At 60.9% G+C, this 14,870-nt stretch carries 10 protein-coding genes and 2 pseudogenes; 5 read left to right on the top strand and 7 right to left on the bottom strand.

The annotated features are described in order from the left end of the window. Positions 1 to 235: 235 nt before the first annotated feature. A pseudogene (locus ACVW0R_RS09080) lies at positions 236 to 452 on the bottom strand (RNA-guided endonuclease TnpB family protein); the annotation flags it as partial. A 107-nt stretch (positions 453 to 559) separates the two neighbouring features. Between ACVW0R_RS09080 and remA the strand changes: the two are divergent. Continuing rightward, positions 560 to 829 carry an extracellular matrix/biofilm regulator RemA gene (gene remA, locus ACVW0R_RS09075; protein WP_011431477.1) on the top strand — a complete coding sequence of 90 codons (270 nt, stop codon included), beginning with the start codon at positions 560 to 562 and terminating at the stop codon, positions 827 to 829. 94 nt (positions 830 to 923) lie between these two features. After that, the gene (gene gmk, locus ACVW0R_RS09070) at positions 924 to 1,577 is read left to right on the top strand and encodes a guanylate kinase (protein ID WP_011431478.1); all 654 of its coding nucleotides are present in this window, start codon (positions 924 to 926) and stop codon (positions 1,575 to 1,577) included. A gap of 283 nt (positions 1,578 to 1,860) precedes the next feature. On the opposite strand, the pseudogene ACVW0R_RS09065 reads toward gmk, so the two are convergent. Further along, positions 1,861 to 1,992: pseudogene (locus ACVW0R_RS09065) on the bottom strand (IS200/IS605 family transposase); the annotation flags it as partial. Between the two features lie 300 nt (positions 1,993 to 2,292). On the opposite strand from ACVW0R_RS09065, the gene ACVW0R_RS09060 reads away from it, so the two are divergent. The 3 genes from ACVW0R_RS09060 to lgt all read left to right on the top strand — a co-directional run bounded on the left by ACVW0R_RS09060 (position 2,293) and on the right by lgt (position 5,293). Beyond that, positions 2,293 to 2,571, top strand: a complete 279-nt coding sequence (locus ACVW0R_RS09060; protein WP_457501947.1) for a transposase — start codon at positions 2,293 to 2,295, stop codon at positions 2,569 to 2,571. 672 nt (positions 2,572 to 3,243) lie between these two features. After that, positions 3,244 to 3,936 (top strand): response regulator transcription factor, encoded by a 693-nt coding sequence (locus ACVW0R_RS09055; RefSeq protein WP_011431479.1) that lies wholly within the window; start codon positions 3,244 to 3,246, stop codon positions 3,934 to 3,936. A 217-nt stretch (positions 3,937 to 4,153) separates the two neighbouring features. After that, positions 4,154 to 5,293: a prolipoprotein diacylglyceryl transferase gene (lgt, locus tag ACVW0R_RS09050; protein WP_414348323.1), complete on the top strand. Its 1,140-nt coding sequence runs from the start codon at positions 4,154 to 4,156 to the stop codon at positions 5,291 to 5,293. A gap of 42 nt (positions 5,294 to 5,335) precedes the next feature. Here the strand turns inward: lgt and ACVW0R_RS09045 are convergent, their stop codons facing one another. From ACVW0R_RS09045 to gltB, 5 genes are all read right to left on the bottom strand, one after another. Beyond that, positions 5,336 to 6,904, bottom strand: coding sequence for an O-linked N-acetylglucosamine transferase, SPINDLY family protein (locus ACVW0R_RS09045; RefSeq protein WP_457501946.1), 1,569 nt, complete (start codon positions 6,902 to 6,904; stop codon positions 5,336 to 5,338). Beyond that, positions 6,859 to 7,290 (bottom strand): tetratricopeptide repeat protein, encoded by a 432-nt coding sequence (locus ACVW0R_RS09040; RefSeq protein WP_457501945.1) that lies wholly within the window; start codon positions 7,288 to 7,290, stop codon positions 6,859 to 6,861. Before ACVW0R_RS09040 ends, ACVW0R_RS09045 begins: the two co-directional genes overlap by 46 nt. Positions 7,291 to 7,292: 2 nt before the next feature. Then, positions 7,293 to 8,774 (bottom strand): site-2 protease family protein, encoded by a 1,482-nt coding sequence (locus tag ACVW0R_RS09035; protein WP_457501944.1) that lies wholly within the window; start codon positions 8,772 to 8,774, stop codon positions 7,293 to 7,295. 46 nt (positions 8,775 to 8,820) lie between these two features. After that, positions 8,821 to 9,912, bottom strand: a complete 1,092-nt coding sequence (acsF, locus tag ACVW0R_RS09030; protein WP_011431482.1) for a magnesium-protoporphyrin IX monomethyl ester (oxidative) cyclase — start codon at positions 9,910 to 9,912, stop codon at positions 8,821 to 8,823. A 99-nt stretch (positions 9,913 to 10,011) separates the two neighbouring features. Next, positions 10,012 to 14,619, bottom strand: coding sequence for a glutamate synthase large subunit (gltB, locus tag ACVW0R_RS09025; protein ID WP_457501943.1), 4,608 nt, complete (start codon positions 14,617 to 14,619; stop codon positions 10,012 to 10,014). Positions 14,620 to 14,870: the final 251 nt, after the last annotated feature.

The following is a 14,870-nucleotide window of genomic DNA, read 5'->3' as shown; positions in this document are numbered from 1 at the left end:
TTGGACTCCGTCCGAGTAGCGCGGTCGCGTCAGCATCGCGTAGTGACAACGGAAACGGACAGAATGCTATCGCTTCACCGCTGAGCAGTAATGCTTAGCAGTGTTCAGCGTAAATGTATCAGAAAGCCATTTCCAGTAGCCATAGAACGGCTTGCTGCCTAATACCTGCACTTTCTTGGGAAAAAGGGTAAACTACCCGGCTCCAACCGCCCTCCACACCCCCCGTATACGGGGGGATGGACCTACATACCTGCACAGCCAAGTTGCTGGACAGCCCAAACCGTGCATGGATTTCGCGGTCGCTCAGAGACTGAAGCTGAAGAGCGTTGGTTATCTTCTCTGGCGTGTTTTGGTTGGCAGGCCTGGGCAAAGGCATCCAAAGTTGCATCCAGCTTTGTGGCTTGCGAGGCAGATACCTTGAGCTTGCAGAAGATAGTCAGGACTTGGGTCATGCTGGTTATATTAGGCGCTATCGCTCCCCACCGTATAGACGGTGGGGTGTCCCGCGCATTCAGATGAAGGCTGCTGGCCGGACAGGCGCTAGATTGGCTGATTAACCATGGATACTCGCCTAATCAACATCGGCTTTGGCAATATCGTCGCCGCCGGGCGCGTTATCGCCATTGTCAGTCCTGAGTCAGCTCCCATCAAACGCATCATTAGCGACGCCCGCGAAAGAGGCCAGTTGGTGGACGCGACCTACGGTCGCCGCACCCGCGCCGTAATCATCACCGATTCCGGGCACGTCATCCTCTCGGCCATTCAGCCGGAAACCGTTGCCAACCGCTTCCTTACTGCCAAAGTCGGTGCGCCGGAGGAACCTGAGTAAGGGCCTCACAAGCAGCCTGCGAGGCCGAGAGTGAGATATCCTAAAACAAACCAAACCAGCCAACTGTCCAGCCGTCCTTTGTCGCTCTCCGCCTATGGCAGTTTCTTCCACTACGCTCTCCTCGCCAACTCCCCCTGAGTGCCTGCAGCAACAGGAAGCCCCTCGGCCTCCTGCCACTCGCGGTCGCCTGGTGGTTTTGACAGGGCCCAGTGGGGTGGGCAAAGGCACTCTGGTCAGCCAATTGCGCCAGCGCCACCCTGAGCTGTACTTTTCTGTCTCGGTAACCACCCGCCCCCCCCGCCCTGGGGAACAGGAAGGCGTCAACTACTACTTCCGCACTCGCGAGGAGTTCCTCAACCTGATTGAAGCCGATGAGTTGTTGGAATGGGCCCAGTACGCAGGTAACTTTTACGGCACTCCCCGCGAGATCGTGTTCCAAAAACTCAGCCAGGGTCAGGATGTGCTTCTGGAAATTGAACTGGCCGGGGCCCGCCAGGTGAGACAACAGTGTCCCGATGCCATTCGCATCTTCCTGTCTCCTCCCTCGCTAGAAGAGCTCGAACGCCGCATTCGCGAACGCGGACAAGACTCTGAAGCCAGCATCCAACGCCGTCTGCAACAGGCTCGCAAAGAATTGGATGCCAAAGACGAATTCGACTACGTGATCGTCAACGACAATCTAGAGCAGGCTCTACAGGAGCTGGAAGCCTTGCTTTATCCTCCCTCTCCAGGGAAGGGGCAATCCTAGGAGCTCTGCGACTCTACGCGCTTTTTTCCGAGAGCTCGCGTCTTTTTCTTAACTAAAAAACGGCGACACAAGCCTCGGCATCCACGCCAAGTGCTTTTTGACACTCCCCCGACTCAAGTCGGGGAATTCTCACGCAGTCCACAACCGGAATCGCGAAGGCGCTGTCAAGACGCCCCTACACACAAAGGGATAGCTTGGTAGCCCCGCACTTGAGTGCGGGGCGGAAAAGCCCGCTAGCCACTTTAGTCGCTTACCCATGATGGGGGTCGTTGATATAGTTTCATAGCTCAAACAACCTCTTCCTGACTTCTCCCACCAACACCTTTTTCCTTCTCTTTGGCCAAAAAATGAGATGAACAACCGCTAGCCCCACACCATGGTTGTAGTGATTGTACCGTTGACTTTCCTCTCGCACTATCGCTTGCCCATGTCAGACTGCGGTTGTCATGCCGCTTGCCAACAATGATGAAGTACGGCTGTCAGCAGGTTCGAGTCAGGAACAGGGAGCTAGTCCCCCTATCAGAGTACTTGTGTCAACAGTCTAATAAGGTGTACAACTGTGCCCTGTACTATGCGAGACAAGTCTATTTCAAAACGAAGCGATGGGCAAGCTATGGTGAGCTTTGCGCTGAGATGGGGAAAACCCAAAACAAGCACTTCATCGCAATGATCGCAATGTATGTCTCCGCCGCACAACAGACCTGTAAGTCTGTAGCTGGAGTGGGTCTATGCCAAGCCTGCTCGACCCCAATCGCTGGATCCGAGAAAAGCTCTAGCAATTGACCACGGAGTCAACAACTGGCTTACGTGCGTTAGCAACTTAGGACATAGCTTCATCATTGGTGGCCGCAAAGTCAAGTCCTTTAACCAGGGGTACAACAAGGAGCTGGCTAGGCTCAAGACTCACAAGCTGCGGGGGTTTTGGTTGCAAAAGCTTCGTCGAATTACGGAAACCGGAGAATGCAATCCACAAAGCTGCGGGCAAGGTCATTGACTTCTGTTTGCACCACTCAATTGGGAGAATAGTCTTTGGTTGGAACAAAGAATGCGGTTTAGGGAAGGTCAATAACCAAAACTTTGTTTTCGTCCCAACAGGTCGGTTCAAGGAGCGTATTGCGCAATTATGTCAGCATTATGGCATGGAGTTTATTGAGGTAGAGGAGGCGTACAGCTCGCAGGCAAGCTTCCTAGATGGAGATGAGCTACCTAATTATGGTGAAAAACCCGACGGGTGGAGACCCTCTGGGCTGAGGCGAATGCTGCCGCCAACCTGCTTAAGAAAGTCAGCAGAACCTTGGGGCTTTGCCTTCAGGAACTGTCTAGAGGCGCTTTGACAACGCCGTTACGGGTTCTTTTGTGGACTGCGTAAGAATCCCCCGCCTTTAGGCGGTGGGAGTGTCAAATATACCTACTTTTCGAGGCAAGGCAGCAATCTCTCTGGACGCTTTCCAGGTCTAAGTAGGGGAGTATCTTTAGTCATTTAGACAGGCCAAAACCCTTATAGGAACTCAGGTACGGCCTGTTAAAGAATTAAAGGGCACAGTAGCAACACCTAGCAAACCAACTTCGGAAGCAGGATGGATTGATTAGTACCGCCAGTTCCCACGGCTAGGGTATGCTGGTGAGCAGTGAGCAAGTTTCCTGCCTTTTCTTTTGAGGAGAGAATATGCCAGAACCGGAATCCTCCTCAGCCCACATTCTGGTGATCGAAGATGAGGCCAAACTGGCCCGTTTCCTGGAAACCGAGCTGGCCTATAGGGGATATCGGGTGAGTGTGGTCGGCGATGGCACGGTGGCCTTGGCGGCAGCCCGCGACCAGAACCCCGATTTGGTGCTGCTGGACTGGATGTTGCCCGGGATCTCGGGGTTGGAAGTTTGTCGGCAGTTGCGCTTGACGGGCAACCGCGTGCCCGTGGTGCTGATGACTGCCAGCGACGAGGTGGCAGATCGGGTGGCAGGTCTGGATGCTGGGGCAGATGACTATGTGGTCAAACCCTTTAGCCTTCAGGAGTTGCTGGCGCGGATACGGATCTATCTGCAGCCCCCCAAGGGATCTGGCGACAGCCGGTTGGTGTTTATGGATCTGACGCTGGATCCGGTGACACGCCAGGCAAGCCGGGGAGAGCGACAGGTGGAGCTGACGGCCAAGGAATACGACTTGTTGCGCTACCTGATGGAACACCCCCGCCAGGTGCTCACACGCCAACAAATTTTGGAGCATGTGTGGGGCTATGACTTTACAGGCGATTCCAACATCATCGAGGTCTATATTCGCTACTTGCGTCTTAAGATCGAAGGCCCAGGGGAGAAGCGCCTGATCCAGACGGTGCGCGGGGTAGGCTACGTGTTGCGCGAATAGGAGGCCGACATCCCCCAGAAGAATGGCCTGGGCAGCCTGGGGGGATCGCTGCTGCGGCAAGATTGGGGAGAATGGATCCCTATCGAGGCGCGGGAACGGCTGCTCAAAACTGGAGAAAAGAACCCGGAGAGGATTTCGTCCTGCTAGCAGGTGAGGTTGATGGAAGCCGACTGCTGGAAATGAATGGGGGGATTTTGGGGTGCAGAGGGTGTTGTCGATGAATCTAGGGAGTGCAGGGCTGCTGGGCCTTACCTTCAGCTCACCGGGAGAATTTGTCTTCCGCTTTCCCCCCGAAACCCCTCTCGTAGGTGGGCTGGGGCTGCGCTGGTACGGCCTGCTGATGGCCATTGCCGTGTTGCTGGGGCTGCTCTTGACCAAAGCCTTGGCGGAGGCCCGCCACCTGGAGAAGGAGCCAGGCGAGGCCAGCGAACGGGTCGAGATCCTGGCCCTGTGGCTAGTGGTATCGGGATTTCTGGGCGCCCGCCTCTACTACGTCCTCACCCACTGGTCAGAGTTCCAAGACAACCCCCTCCTGGCCTTTGCCATCTGGCGGGGAGGCATCATCATCCACGGTGGGATCTTGGCTGGTGCACTTGCCCTCTACCTTTACTGCCGCGCCACCGGGATCAACGGCTGGAAGTACGCCGATGTGATCACGCCGGGGCTAATCTTGGGCCAGGCCATTGGGCGCTGGGGCAATTTTTTCAACTCTGAGGCCTATGGAGCCCCCATTCCCCCAGACAGCAGTTGGCCCTTGCGGGTATATATCCCCCCCCAAGCCCGCGAGCCTGACTACAGCCAGTTTGAGTTTTTCCACCCCATCTTTTTCTACGAAAGCCTGCTCAACCTGCTTCTGTTTGCTCTCTTGATGGGGATGTTCTGGCGCTTCCCCAAGCTCAAAGATGGCACCTGGGTCTGGACCTATGTGGTCGGCTATAGCTTGATCCGCATCCCTTACGAAATTTTGCGCGTCTCGGCGGTGGCCTATCTGCCGGGAACTTCCATCAAGGCCGCCTACGTGGCCAGCGCCGTAGGCCTGGTGCTGGGGATCGGCATGCTGGTCTATATGTACCGGCTGCGCTTCGACCCCGATTTGGAGCAGTTGACAGCTTGGCTGGCCCAACAGGCAGGGCTAGAACAGGAGACGGCTGCTGAGCTGGTGCAGCGGGCCTGGGCCATCCAGCAAAAGCACCGCCGCGCTGACTTGCTGGATCGCGTCACCCTGGCCATGCCCCACTTTCCCAGCGCCCTTGCCCCCCATCTCTCTTTGGGCCAACGGGAGCTGCTGATGCGGCAATTGTTCTGCCGCTTGGAAGGTCGGGATCCCGCTGGAGAAGGGCTTCCCCAGCCAAGTTAGCGCCAGAGCTATCGGGCCGGACTAGGCCACCCAAACTAACCTTCAGGTCTTCAGACTTTGCAGCCACGCTTCTAGGGCGCGGGTGGGAGCGGGATCCCGGTAGAGGCGCTCTTGGCGGGCTTTTACCCGCTGCCCTATTTCCTCACGCCAGCGGTCATCCAGGCCCAGCCGCACGGCAATCTGGATGTACTCCTCTAGGCTAGAGGCGATGGTCTCGTAGATCCCCATCTGCCGCAGGATGGCGTAGGTGTGGCGGCCCCGCATCAGGGATCCCGGCAGCGTGACGATGGGCAGGCCATGGGGCAGGGCTTCCAGGGTGGTGTTGCCGCCGGACCAGCCGATGCTGTCTAGGTAAACATCCCCCAGGGCGTTGTAGGCGGCATATTCGGCGGGCGAGAGCTCTGGCAGCAGCAGCACGTAGTCTTCAGCGGCCAGGCCGTAGGCTTGAAAGGCCCGCTGCAGCCGTTGCCAAAAGCGCTGGCGGATCCCTTGGGAGAGGCGGCCTCGCAAAAACAGGAATTGACACCGCCCCACTTCCCGAGCAATGCGGGGGAACACCTCGTCGTACTGCGGCAAGTACTTGAACAGAGATTGGGCGCAGAGGTAGAGCACCCTGTCGGGATCCACCCCCCAAGCTCGCCAGTCCACAGGGGCGGGGTCAATGTCCAGAGGGATGTAGTAGGTGCCGATGCCGGGCAGGGGCAGGAGCTGCTCGGTGTAGTGGCCGGCCCCGTCCGGCGGCTCCATCAGCTCGCTGCTGAGGAAAACATCCATTGTTGGCAGGCCAGAGGTTTGCGGATGTCCCCAGGCCATGGCCTGCACAGGGGCCAAACGCAGGGCGGCCAACTGGGCACAGACCGGGTCGATGCCCACCTCCGGGTAGAGGAGCACGTCCAGTTGCGCCTCCCGAAGGGTTGCCTGCCACTCCGCCAGGCTGCGGGATCCGGCCACAAACTGCTCAAAACGAGGGGGCAGGGAGCGCGTGATCTCGTCTTGGACGGCCGAGGTGTGGAAGCCGTAGAGGGCCACTTGGGAGCGATCCAGGGCTTCTACCCAGCCGCGAGTCAGGATCTTCCAAACGGAGTGATCCCGGAACAGGCCGGAGACGATGCCCACCCGCAGCCGGCCAGGACCTCGCCGCAGGACAACAGGGGGCTGGGGGTAGCGGGCCGCCATCACCTCCCCCACCAAGGATCCGTAGAGCTGCTGCAGATCGCGGTCGTTCTGGCCTTGGTAGGGCAAAAAGAAGGGTTGGACGGAGCCGACGCCGGCGGCAGCGCGCTCTAAAGCAGCGGGATCCCGCGGCAGTTGGGCCCAGCGGGCCTTGACCTGTTCCAGCGCTTGGCGGTAGCGCTGGCGGGCGCTTGCAATTTGCTCAGGGGTGTCGTAGAGCAAAGGCAACTGGCTGACGCACCAGCCCAGGGCCGCGGCCAAATCGGCGGGATCGGCCTGCCAGAGGCGGTAGAACAGCTCCGCTGCTTCCGCCTCCCGGCCACAATCGAGCAGCAGGATGACCAGCGTGTAGGCGGCATCGGCAAAGTCCGGCTGCAACTCCAGAGCCTGCTTCAGGGGTACCAGGGCCGCCTCCAACTCCCCCTGTTGCCGCAGCACCAGCCCCAACTGGTACAGAACTTCCGGATCCGGCCCCCCTGCTCCAGAGCCTGTTGGAGGTGAGCTTTTGCCTCCTCCAGGCAGCCTACCTGCTTGAGGACAATTGCCAGATTGTAGTGGGCGTCGGGAAACCACGGCTGCTGGGCCAAGGCCTGCTGCATCAGGGCAATGGCTTCTTCCAGGGATCCCTGCTGCTGCCGGCAGATCCCCAAGAGGTGCAGCGCCTCCGGGTGGGCGGGCTGGGCTTGCAACACCTGTTGGTAGAGGGAGATGGCCTCCGGCAGTTGCCCCGCCTGGTGATGGTGGACAGCCTGAACCAGCAGGCGCTGCAGGTGCTGTTCCTGGTTCTCTCGGCTGGGGCCAAAGCCCTTTCCCGGCGGCGACATCTTTAGCCGTTGGGAAAATTCAAAAAGCCTGCCAAGGCCGGGGCAATCGGCAGCAGGGTCATCACCATCAAAAAGAGGGCCAGCAACGCCAAGGCATCCCGTTGGCCGTCGGTCTCGGTAATCTCATCCTGCGGGGGACGCTCCGGCTCGCGGGCAATAAAGAGAATCAGCAGCGCCCAGTAGAGGGCCAAGACGTTGCTGATGGCCGCCACCGCCAGGGCAATCAGGGTAATCACCGTGGCGCGGGCCGCCGTCTTCCGCCCGTACACCGCCTGCACAATGCGACCCCCGTCCAACTGCCCTGCCGGCAGCAAGCTCAAGGCGGTGATGGCCAGGCCAATCCAGCCCACGGCAACAAAAGGATGAATGGGAACCAGCTCCGCCTGCAACTGGGATCCCAGCACCAGCCGCGCTAGGGTGCCTACCAGGATGGAGCTGCGGAAGATCTCCGTGGGCACATACAGACCCTCGGAGCCGGAGAGCTTCAGGCCAGCCAAGAGCACCAGCAGCGACAGGATCCCGCTCGCTGCCGGGCCGGCAAAGGCAATGTCGAAGAGGGCCTTGCGGCTGGGCACCGGCGATTGGATGCGGTTCAGGGATCCCAGCGTGCCAATGCCCAAGCTGGGAATAACAAAGGCAGGGCTGAGGCGCACCCCGTACTTGCCGGCCATCCAGCGGTGTCCGGTTTCGTGCACCAGCAAGATGGCGAAGATCCCGGCCGCCACGGGCAGGGCCTCCACCCAACGCCCCGGCGCCTCCAACAGCCGGAAGCCGAACAGGTTGGCCCCCACCTCCAAAGTGGCCAGAAAGCTAGCCAGCATTAGGCCTGCTGCCAGAATCTGGGCTCCCCTCGAGGTGCGGTAGTTAACAATCTCATCTGGCAAGACCACCACCGCCGGCTTTTCTGAGGCATCTTCCACCAAAAACAGTTGGTAGCGGCTGCCCAGCCGCTCCCTTAGCCTTTCCTGCAGCAGCGGCACCACCCCCTCCGCCTCCCGCCGTAGGTTGCCCTTGAAGATCGCCCCCTCCCCATAGGGGATGGTCTCAGTCACAAAAAAGGTGTCCAGGCTGAAGATGGACTGAATGGCCTGCAAATCTTCCGCAGAGATGCCCCGCAAGACCAAAGGCTGCTCGGCAGGCGTCTCCCCAGCCCCTTCCGAGGGGATTTCCTGCCGCTCCTCCATCTGGGCCAACTGCTGCCGCCGCGCCTGCAGCTCCTGCTGGGCCAACTGACGGGTTTTGCGCCCCACGGCAATGTAGAGCCCCGTGAACACCAGCAACAGCAGCAGGAAGCCGGCGAAGTTGAGGTAGATCCCCAGCAACAGCAGCCCCAGAAAGACCACCCACGGCAAAAGGAGCAGGGATCCCTGTAACCACACCCAAACGGCTAAGGATCCCCGCCGGCGGGCTCGCCAGAAGCCCCAACCCAAAAACGCCAGCGTTCCCAACAAAAAGAGGGGCGTAATCTCGGCGGCGATGTTCATGGCTAACCCACGAGGCTTACCAATAGGGAGCTGGAGTCAAAACGGCTCAAGCGGAAACAGCCGTTCCTTCAAACCGAGGCTCCGGCTGCTCCCACAAGTAAAAGCCAGCTTTGCGCGGTTTGAGCAGGAACAGCCGCAGGAACTGGTAGGCGTTGTTGAGGTAAAGAGGCAGCTTGCGCAGGCTCTTGAAGGGCCCAGCTCCGCGGGCAATCTCCCTCAACTTGGCGTTGTTGGCCACGCACTTCTGCAGCCGGCGCACAAACTCGGGGTTCTCCACATCCAGCACCACCGGGAAGACCTTGGCCGCCTCGCGGTTGGTCTTGTAGATCACCTCCATGTCGTAGGTGTGCGGATCCAGGCCCAGGAGGCGGTAGAAACCTGGGCGCTCGCCCACGTCGTTGAGGTACATGGTGGCAAACACCGACAGCAGGAAGAAGCGACACCACAGCTCCGCCACCCACCCCTCGAGCAGCCGCGGCTGGCTCAGGAGCATGAGGGCAAAGAAATCGCCGTGGCGGTTCTCGTCCTGGCACCAGTTCTTGAAGAAGTTGAAGATTGGGTAAACGCGGTTTTCGGGGTGAGCCTCCAGGTGGCGGTAGATGAGAATGTAGCGCCAGTAGCCGATCTTTTCGGAGAGATAGGTGGCGTAGAAGATAAAGCGGGGCGCAAAGTAAGTGTAGGACTTGTGCTTGGTCAAAAAGCCCAAGTCAAAGGCCATGTTGAAATCGCCCATGGCGCGGTTGAGGAAGCCGGCATGGCGAGCTTCATCGCGGCTCATCAGGGCAAAGCACTCAGCCAAGACCGGGTTGGTCTCCTTCAGCCTGCGGGATAGCTCCTTGTAGAGGAGGAAGCCGGAGAACTCCGCCGTGCAGGAGCGCTCCAAAAACTCCACAAACAGCCGCCGCGCCTCCGGATCGAGCCGGCTTTCCCAATCTTGGTTGAACTCCTCGCCGCGGACGAAGTGGTGGCGGTTGTAGTCGGCGCGAAACTCCTCCAAGATGGCCCGGAAGTCGGCCTCTCGATCGCCTAACCCCATCTTGCCGATGGCCTCGAAGTCGGTAGTGTAGAAGCGCGGCGTCAGGATGGTCTCGGTGGGCACTCGCGCCTGGGTTTGGGCAGCTCGCAAAGTGGAACTCATAGGGGTTACAGGATGAAAAGGCCAGTATACTCTCGCAGTTTACCAGCCCTTGTGGCCGGCGGGGGGATAAGAAGTGTTACCGACAGGCCCCACAACCCCCTACGACTGCACCGCCGCCGGCTGGGATCGCGCCGGATCCGTCAGCTCACTCCCCTCCTCCGAAGGAGGGATCACCTGCCAAAACAGAGGCAGGTAGCGCTCCCAGTTCTGCAGGATGCGCTCGGCTTTGGGGGAATGGGTGCGGCGGTAGTGCTCTTGGATCAGGCCCTTCAGTTGCGCTTCCGCCGCCGCCGTCTGTATCCGCTGGATGCGCACGATCTCGCCGTTGACCTTGGCGGGGAAGTTGCCCTCTTCATCGAGCACGTAGGCCAGGCCGCCGGTCATGCCCGCCCCCAGGTTGCGGCCCACCCGCCCCAGCACCACCACCACACCGCCGGTCATGTACTCGCAGCAGTGGTCGCCGGATCCCTCGATCACCGCCTGGGCGCCGGAGTTGCGCACGGCAAAGCGCTCCCCCGCCTGGCCGTTGGCAAACAGGGATCCGCCCGTGGCCCCGTACAGACAGGTGTTGCCCAGGATTACATTTTCCGCCGGATCCCGCGGGGCTTCTGGGGGAGCCAGAATGACAATTTCACCGCCGCACATGCTCTTGCCCACGTAGTCGTTGGCTTCTCCCGTCAGGGTCAGGCGCATGCCCGCCAGGGTAAAGGCCCCAAAGCTCTGGCCGGCTGTGCCCACAAAGCGCAGATCCAACAGCCCCCCTTGTCGGACAAAGCCGGTATCCCCATACAGCCGAGCCAGGGTGCCGGCAATGCGCCCGCCCACGCAGCGGTCGGTGTTGGCGATGGGCAGCTCCAGCATGGCCGCGCCGCAGGTCTCGATGGCCTTTTGCACCTCGGGCCGGGCCAAGATGGCGTCATCCAGCACCGGGCCATTGGAGTGCACCGGCTCGTGCTCCAGCCACTCTGGGCGCTTGTGGGGATCAAAGCCCGGCGGAGTTCGCAGCAGACACTCCAAATTCAAGGACTGGGTTTTCGCCAAAGCCACATCGGCGCGGGGGCAGAGCAGATCCACCCGCCCAATTACCTCCTCCAGGGAGCGGTAGCCCAGCCGGGCCAGGATCTGGCGCACTTCCTCGGCCACAAAGGCGAAGAAGGTCACCACCTGGTCCGGAGTGCCAGGGAAGCGCTTGCGCAGCTCTTCCTTTTGGCTGGTCACCCCCACCGGGCAGTTGTTGGTGTGGCACACCCGCGCCATGATGCACCCCTCGGCAATCATGGCTACTGTCCCGAAGCCGAACTCCTCTGCCCCCAGCATGGCCGCCATCACCACTTCCCAGCCGGTGCGAATGCCGCCGTCCACCCGCAGAATTACCCGCTGCCGCAGGCCGTTTTCCAAGAGAGCATGATGCACCTCCACCAGGCCCAGCTCCCAGGGTGAGCCTGCGTGTTTGATGGAGCTCAGGGGAGAGGCCCCTGTGCCCCCCTCGTGGCCGGAGATCTGGATGATGTCGGCATTGGCCTTGGCCACTCCCGCCGCCACGGTGCCGATGCCCACCTCCGCCACCAGCTTCACCGACACCTGCGCCTGCGGGTTAACCTGGTGCAAATCGAAGATCAACTGCGCCAGATCCTCAATCGAGTAGATGTCGTGGTGGGGCGGCGGCGAGATCAGGGTCACCCCCGGCTTGGAGCGGCGCAGCTTGGCGATGTAGGGGCTGACCTTTTTGCCGGGCAGTTGTCCGCCTTCGCCCGGCTTGGCCCCCTGGGCAATTTTGATCTCGATTTGCCGCGCGTTGAGCAGGTACTCCGGCGTCACGCCAAAGCGGCCCGAAGCCACCTGCTTCACCGCCGAGCTGGCGTTGTCCCCCATGCGCAGGCCCTTAAGGTGAGGAAAGCGCGCCGAGGTCCCCTCGGGTGTTACATCGGTGATGGGGATGTAGCGCTCCGGATCTTCCCCGCCTTCGCCGGAGTTGGACTTGCCGCCGATGCGGTTCATGGCAATGGCCAGGGTCTCGTGGGCCTCGCGGCTGAGGGCCCCCAGCGACATTCCCCCCGTGGCAAAGCGCTTGAAGATCTCGGTGGCCGGCTCCACCTCCTCCAGGGGAATGGGATCCCGGTCGCTGCGAAAGTCCAGCAGATCCCGCAAGGCTGTGGGGGTGCGGCCCCGCAGATAGGTCCGGTAGATCTCGTAGTGGTCGGGCTGGCCTGAGGCAATGGCCTTGTGGAGCAGCTTGGCCATCTCCGGGCTGTTGATGTGGTATTCCCCCTTGGGCCGCGCTTGAATGAAGCCAAAGTTCTCCAGCTTTTTCGAGGTGAGCTGGGGGAAGGCTCGCTGGTGATTGGCCATGCCCTCGCGGGCCAGATCCGCCAGCGTCATCCCCCCCACCCGCGACACCGTGCCGCGGAAGGCCAGATCGATCACCTCTTGGCTGAGGCCGATGGCCTCGAAGATCTGGGCCCCGTGGTAGCTGGAGAGGAGGGAAATGCCCATCTTGGAGAGGATCTTGAGCAAGCCCGCCTCGATAGCTGCCCGGTACTTCAGTTGAGCTTCGGCCAGAGAGAGCTGGGGCAGCTTGCCGGCGGCCATTTGGGTTTGCGTCTTGGGCTTGTGCCACCACTGGCGCACCGCCTCATAGGCCAGGTAGGGACAGACGGCGCTGGCCCCGTAGCCAATTAGACAGGCAAAGTGGTGGGTACTCCAGCACTGGGCTGTCTCCACCACCAGGGAAGCGCGCAGGCGCAGCCCCTCCTGGATGAGGTGATGGTGGATGGCCCCCACGGCCAGCAGAGGCGGGATCAAGGCCTGCTCGGCGCTCAGGCCGCGATCCGAGAGGATTAAGATCTCTGCTCCCTCCCGCACCGCTTGCGCCGCCTCTTGACAGAGGGCTTGCACCTGGGCGGCCAGCCCTGCTGGCCCAGCGGCCACCGGGTAGAGGATCGGCAGCGTGCGGCAGGGAAAAGGCGTCTGCTGCAGGGCGGCCAGCTCCGCCTCGTTGAGCACCGGGCTGCGCAAGTGCAGCAGACGGGCATGCTCTGGGCGAATCTCCAGCAGGTTGCCTTTGGATCCCAGGTACACCTCCAAAGACATCACCAGGCTCTCCCGCAGGGGATCAATAGCCGGGTTGGTTACCTGGGCAAAGCGCTGCTTGAAGTAGTCGTAAAGGGGGTGGGGCTGGGTGGAGAGCACTGCCAGCGGCGCGTCGTCCCCCATGCTGAAAACCGGCTCTTTGCCTGTGGCGGCCATTTCCTCGATGATCATCTCCACATCTTCCGAGGAGTAGCCGCAGGCAGTTTGCAGTTGGAGCAGCTGCTCTTCGGTAAGCTGCGGGGCGTTCTCAAAGTCTTGGCTAGCCAGCTGAACGCGGTGAGCCCTTAACCACTCCCCATAGGGGTGCTGAGCTGCCACCTGGGTTTTGATCTCCCAGTTTTTGTAAAGCTGGCCACTTTGCAGATCCACCGTCAGCATCTGCCCTGGCCCCAGCCGCCCCTTTTCTAGGATCTCGGCTTCCGGCAGGGAAACCACCCCGGCCTCTGAAGCCACCACCAGCAACCCATCGCGGCTGAGGGCATAGCGGGCCGGGCGCAAGCCGTTGCGATCCAGGGTGGCGCCAATGGTTTTGCCGTCGCAGAAGACCACCATAGCCGGCCCGTCCCACGCTTCCTGCAGGCCGGCGAAGAACTCGTAGAAGTCCACCACTTCCGGGCGATCTTGCAGCTCCGGCTGGTGGCGGTAGGCCTCCGGGATCAGCGCCATCATCGCCTGCTGGCTGGAGTAGCCCGACGCGATCAAGAGCTCAAAGACCGCGTCCAGGCCCGCTGAGTCGCTGCTGCCGGGATCGATGACGGGTTTGAGCTCCTCGATGGCCTCGCCCCAGAGGGGATGGGCCAGGGTGGGCTCGCGGGCAGCCATCCAGTTGACGTTGCCGAGATACGTGTTGATCTCGCCGTTGTGGCAGAGGTAGCGGAAGGGCTGGGCCAGCGACCAGCGGGGCAAGGTGTTGGTGCTGAAGCGGCGGTGATAGGTGGCGTAGGCGGTGGTGTAGAGGGGGTTGTGCAGATCGCGGTAAAACTGGCCCAGCACCGCCGATTGCACCATGCCTTTGTAGACAATCAGCCGGCAGGAGAGAGAAGCAAAATAGATGGAATAAAAGCCAAACCGGCTTTCCACCTGCCGCCGCAGACGCCGCCGCAGCAGATAGAGCTGCCGCTCCAGCTCATCTCCCGCCAGCCTGGGATGGGTGAGAAGCATCTGCCAGATAGAAGGCAGGGTTTGCCGCGCCATCGGCCCCAGGCACTCCGGATTGACCGGCACCTGGCGCCAGAGGGGCCGCCCCCACTCGCTGGTGGCCAAGTAGTCGTCGATAAGCTGGCGTACCGCCTGGCACTCGGCGGGAGCCTGAGGCAAAAACACCATGCCCACCGCGCTGCGGCCGGGATCCCAAGCCCGGATCTCGTCCCTCTCTGCCTGCAGCAGTTGCCAGGGAATGGCTGTGGCAATGCCGGCCCCATCGCCGCTTTGGTTGTCGCCGCCGCAGCCGCCGCGGTGCTCCATGCAGGCGAGAGCTTGGAGGGTTTTTTGCAGCAGCTCGTGGCTGGCTCTCCCCTGGCGATCCACCAAAAACCCAACGCCACAGGCATCCCGCTCTTGAAAGTGCCAGCTTTCCTGCAGGATGGGAACCGAGACCTGGGAGCGATGGGGATTCATGGGGAAAAACGGCTTGGAATGAATCACGCTTTAGAGTTGGGAAACTAGCATATCGCAATCCAATCCGGCAGGAAAAGGGGTCAGCCCCAAGTCAAGCTGGATTTTGCCGATAGGACAATCGGATAAGCGAAGAAAGCCAAAAAAGGCTCGCTACGAACAGATTTTTCCAGTTTTTCTGCCAGCTTCTTCGGCAGACTTTGGACGATCTGGGACAACCAGAGGGTATGCCTCAGCTGGCGCTGGCTTCGCTT

Source organism: Thermostichus sp. MS-CIW-15 (assembly GCF_054060575.1).
This window is presented reverse-complemented; position numbering and strand designations above follow the sequence as displayed.

Bases quoted from the DNA above. Each gene is read 5' to 3' on its own strand.
- remA (WP_011431477.1), top strand. From the start codon at position 560: ATGGATACTCGCCTAATCAACATCGGCTTTGGCAATATCGTCGCCGCC.
- gmk (WP_011431478.1), top strand. From the start codon at position 924: ATGGCAGTTTCTTCCACTACGCTCTCCTCGCCAACTCCCCCTGAGTGC.
- ACVW0R_RS09055 (WP_011431479.1), top strand. From the start codon at position 3,244: ATGCCAGAACCGGAATCCTCCTCAGCCCACATTCTGGTGATCGAAGAT.
- lgt (WP_414348323.1), top strand. From the start codon at position 4,154: ATGAATCTAGGGAGTGCAGGGCTGCTGGGCCTTACCTTCAGCTCACCG.
- ACVW0R_RS09040 (WP_457501945.1), bottom strand. From the start codon at position 7,290: ATGTCGCCGCCGGGAAAGGGCTTTGGCCCCAGCCGAGAGAACCAGGAA.
- ACVW0R_RS09035 (WP_457501944.1), bottom strand. From the start codon at position 8,774: ATGAACATCGCCGCCGAGATTACGCCCCTCTTTTTGTTGGGAACGCTG.
- acsF (WP_011431482.1), bottom strand. From the start codon at position 9,912: ATGAGTTCCACTTTGCGAGCTGCCCAAACCCAGGCGCGAGTGCCCACC.
- gltB (WP_457501943.1), bottom strand. From the start codon at position 14,619: ATGAATCCCCATCGCTCCCAGGTCTCGGTTCCCATCCTGCAGGAAAGC.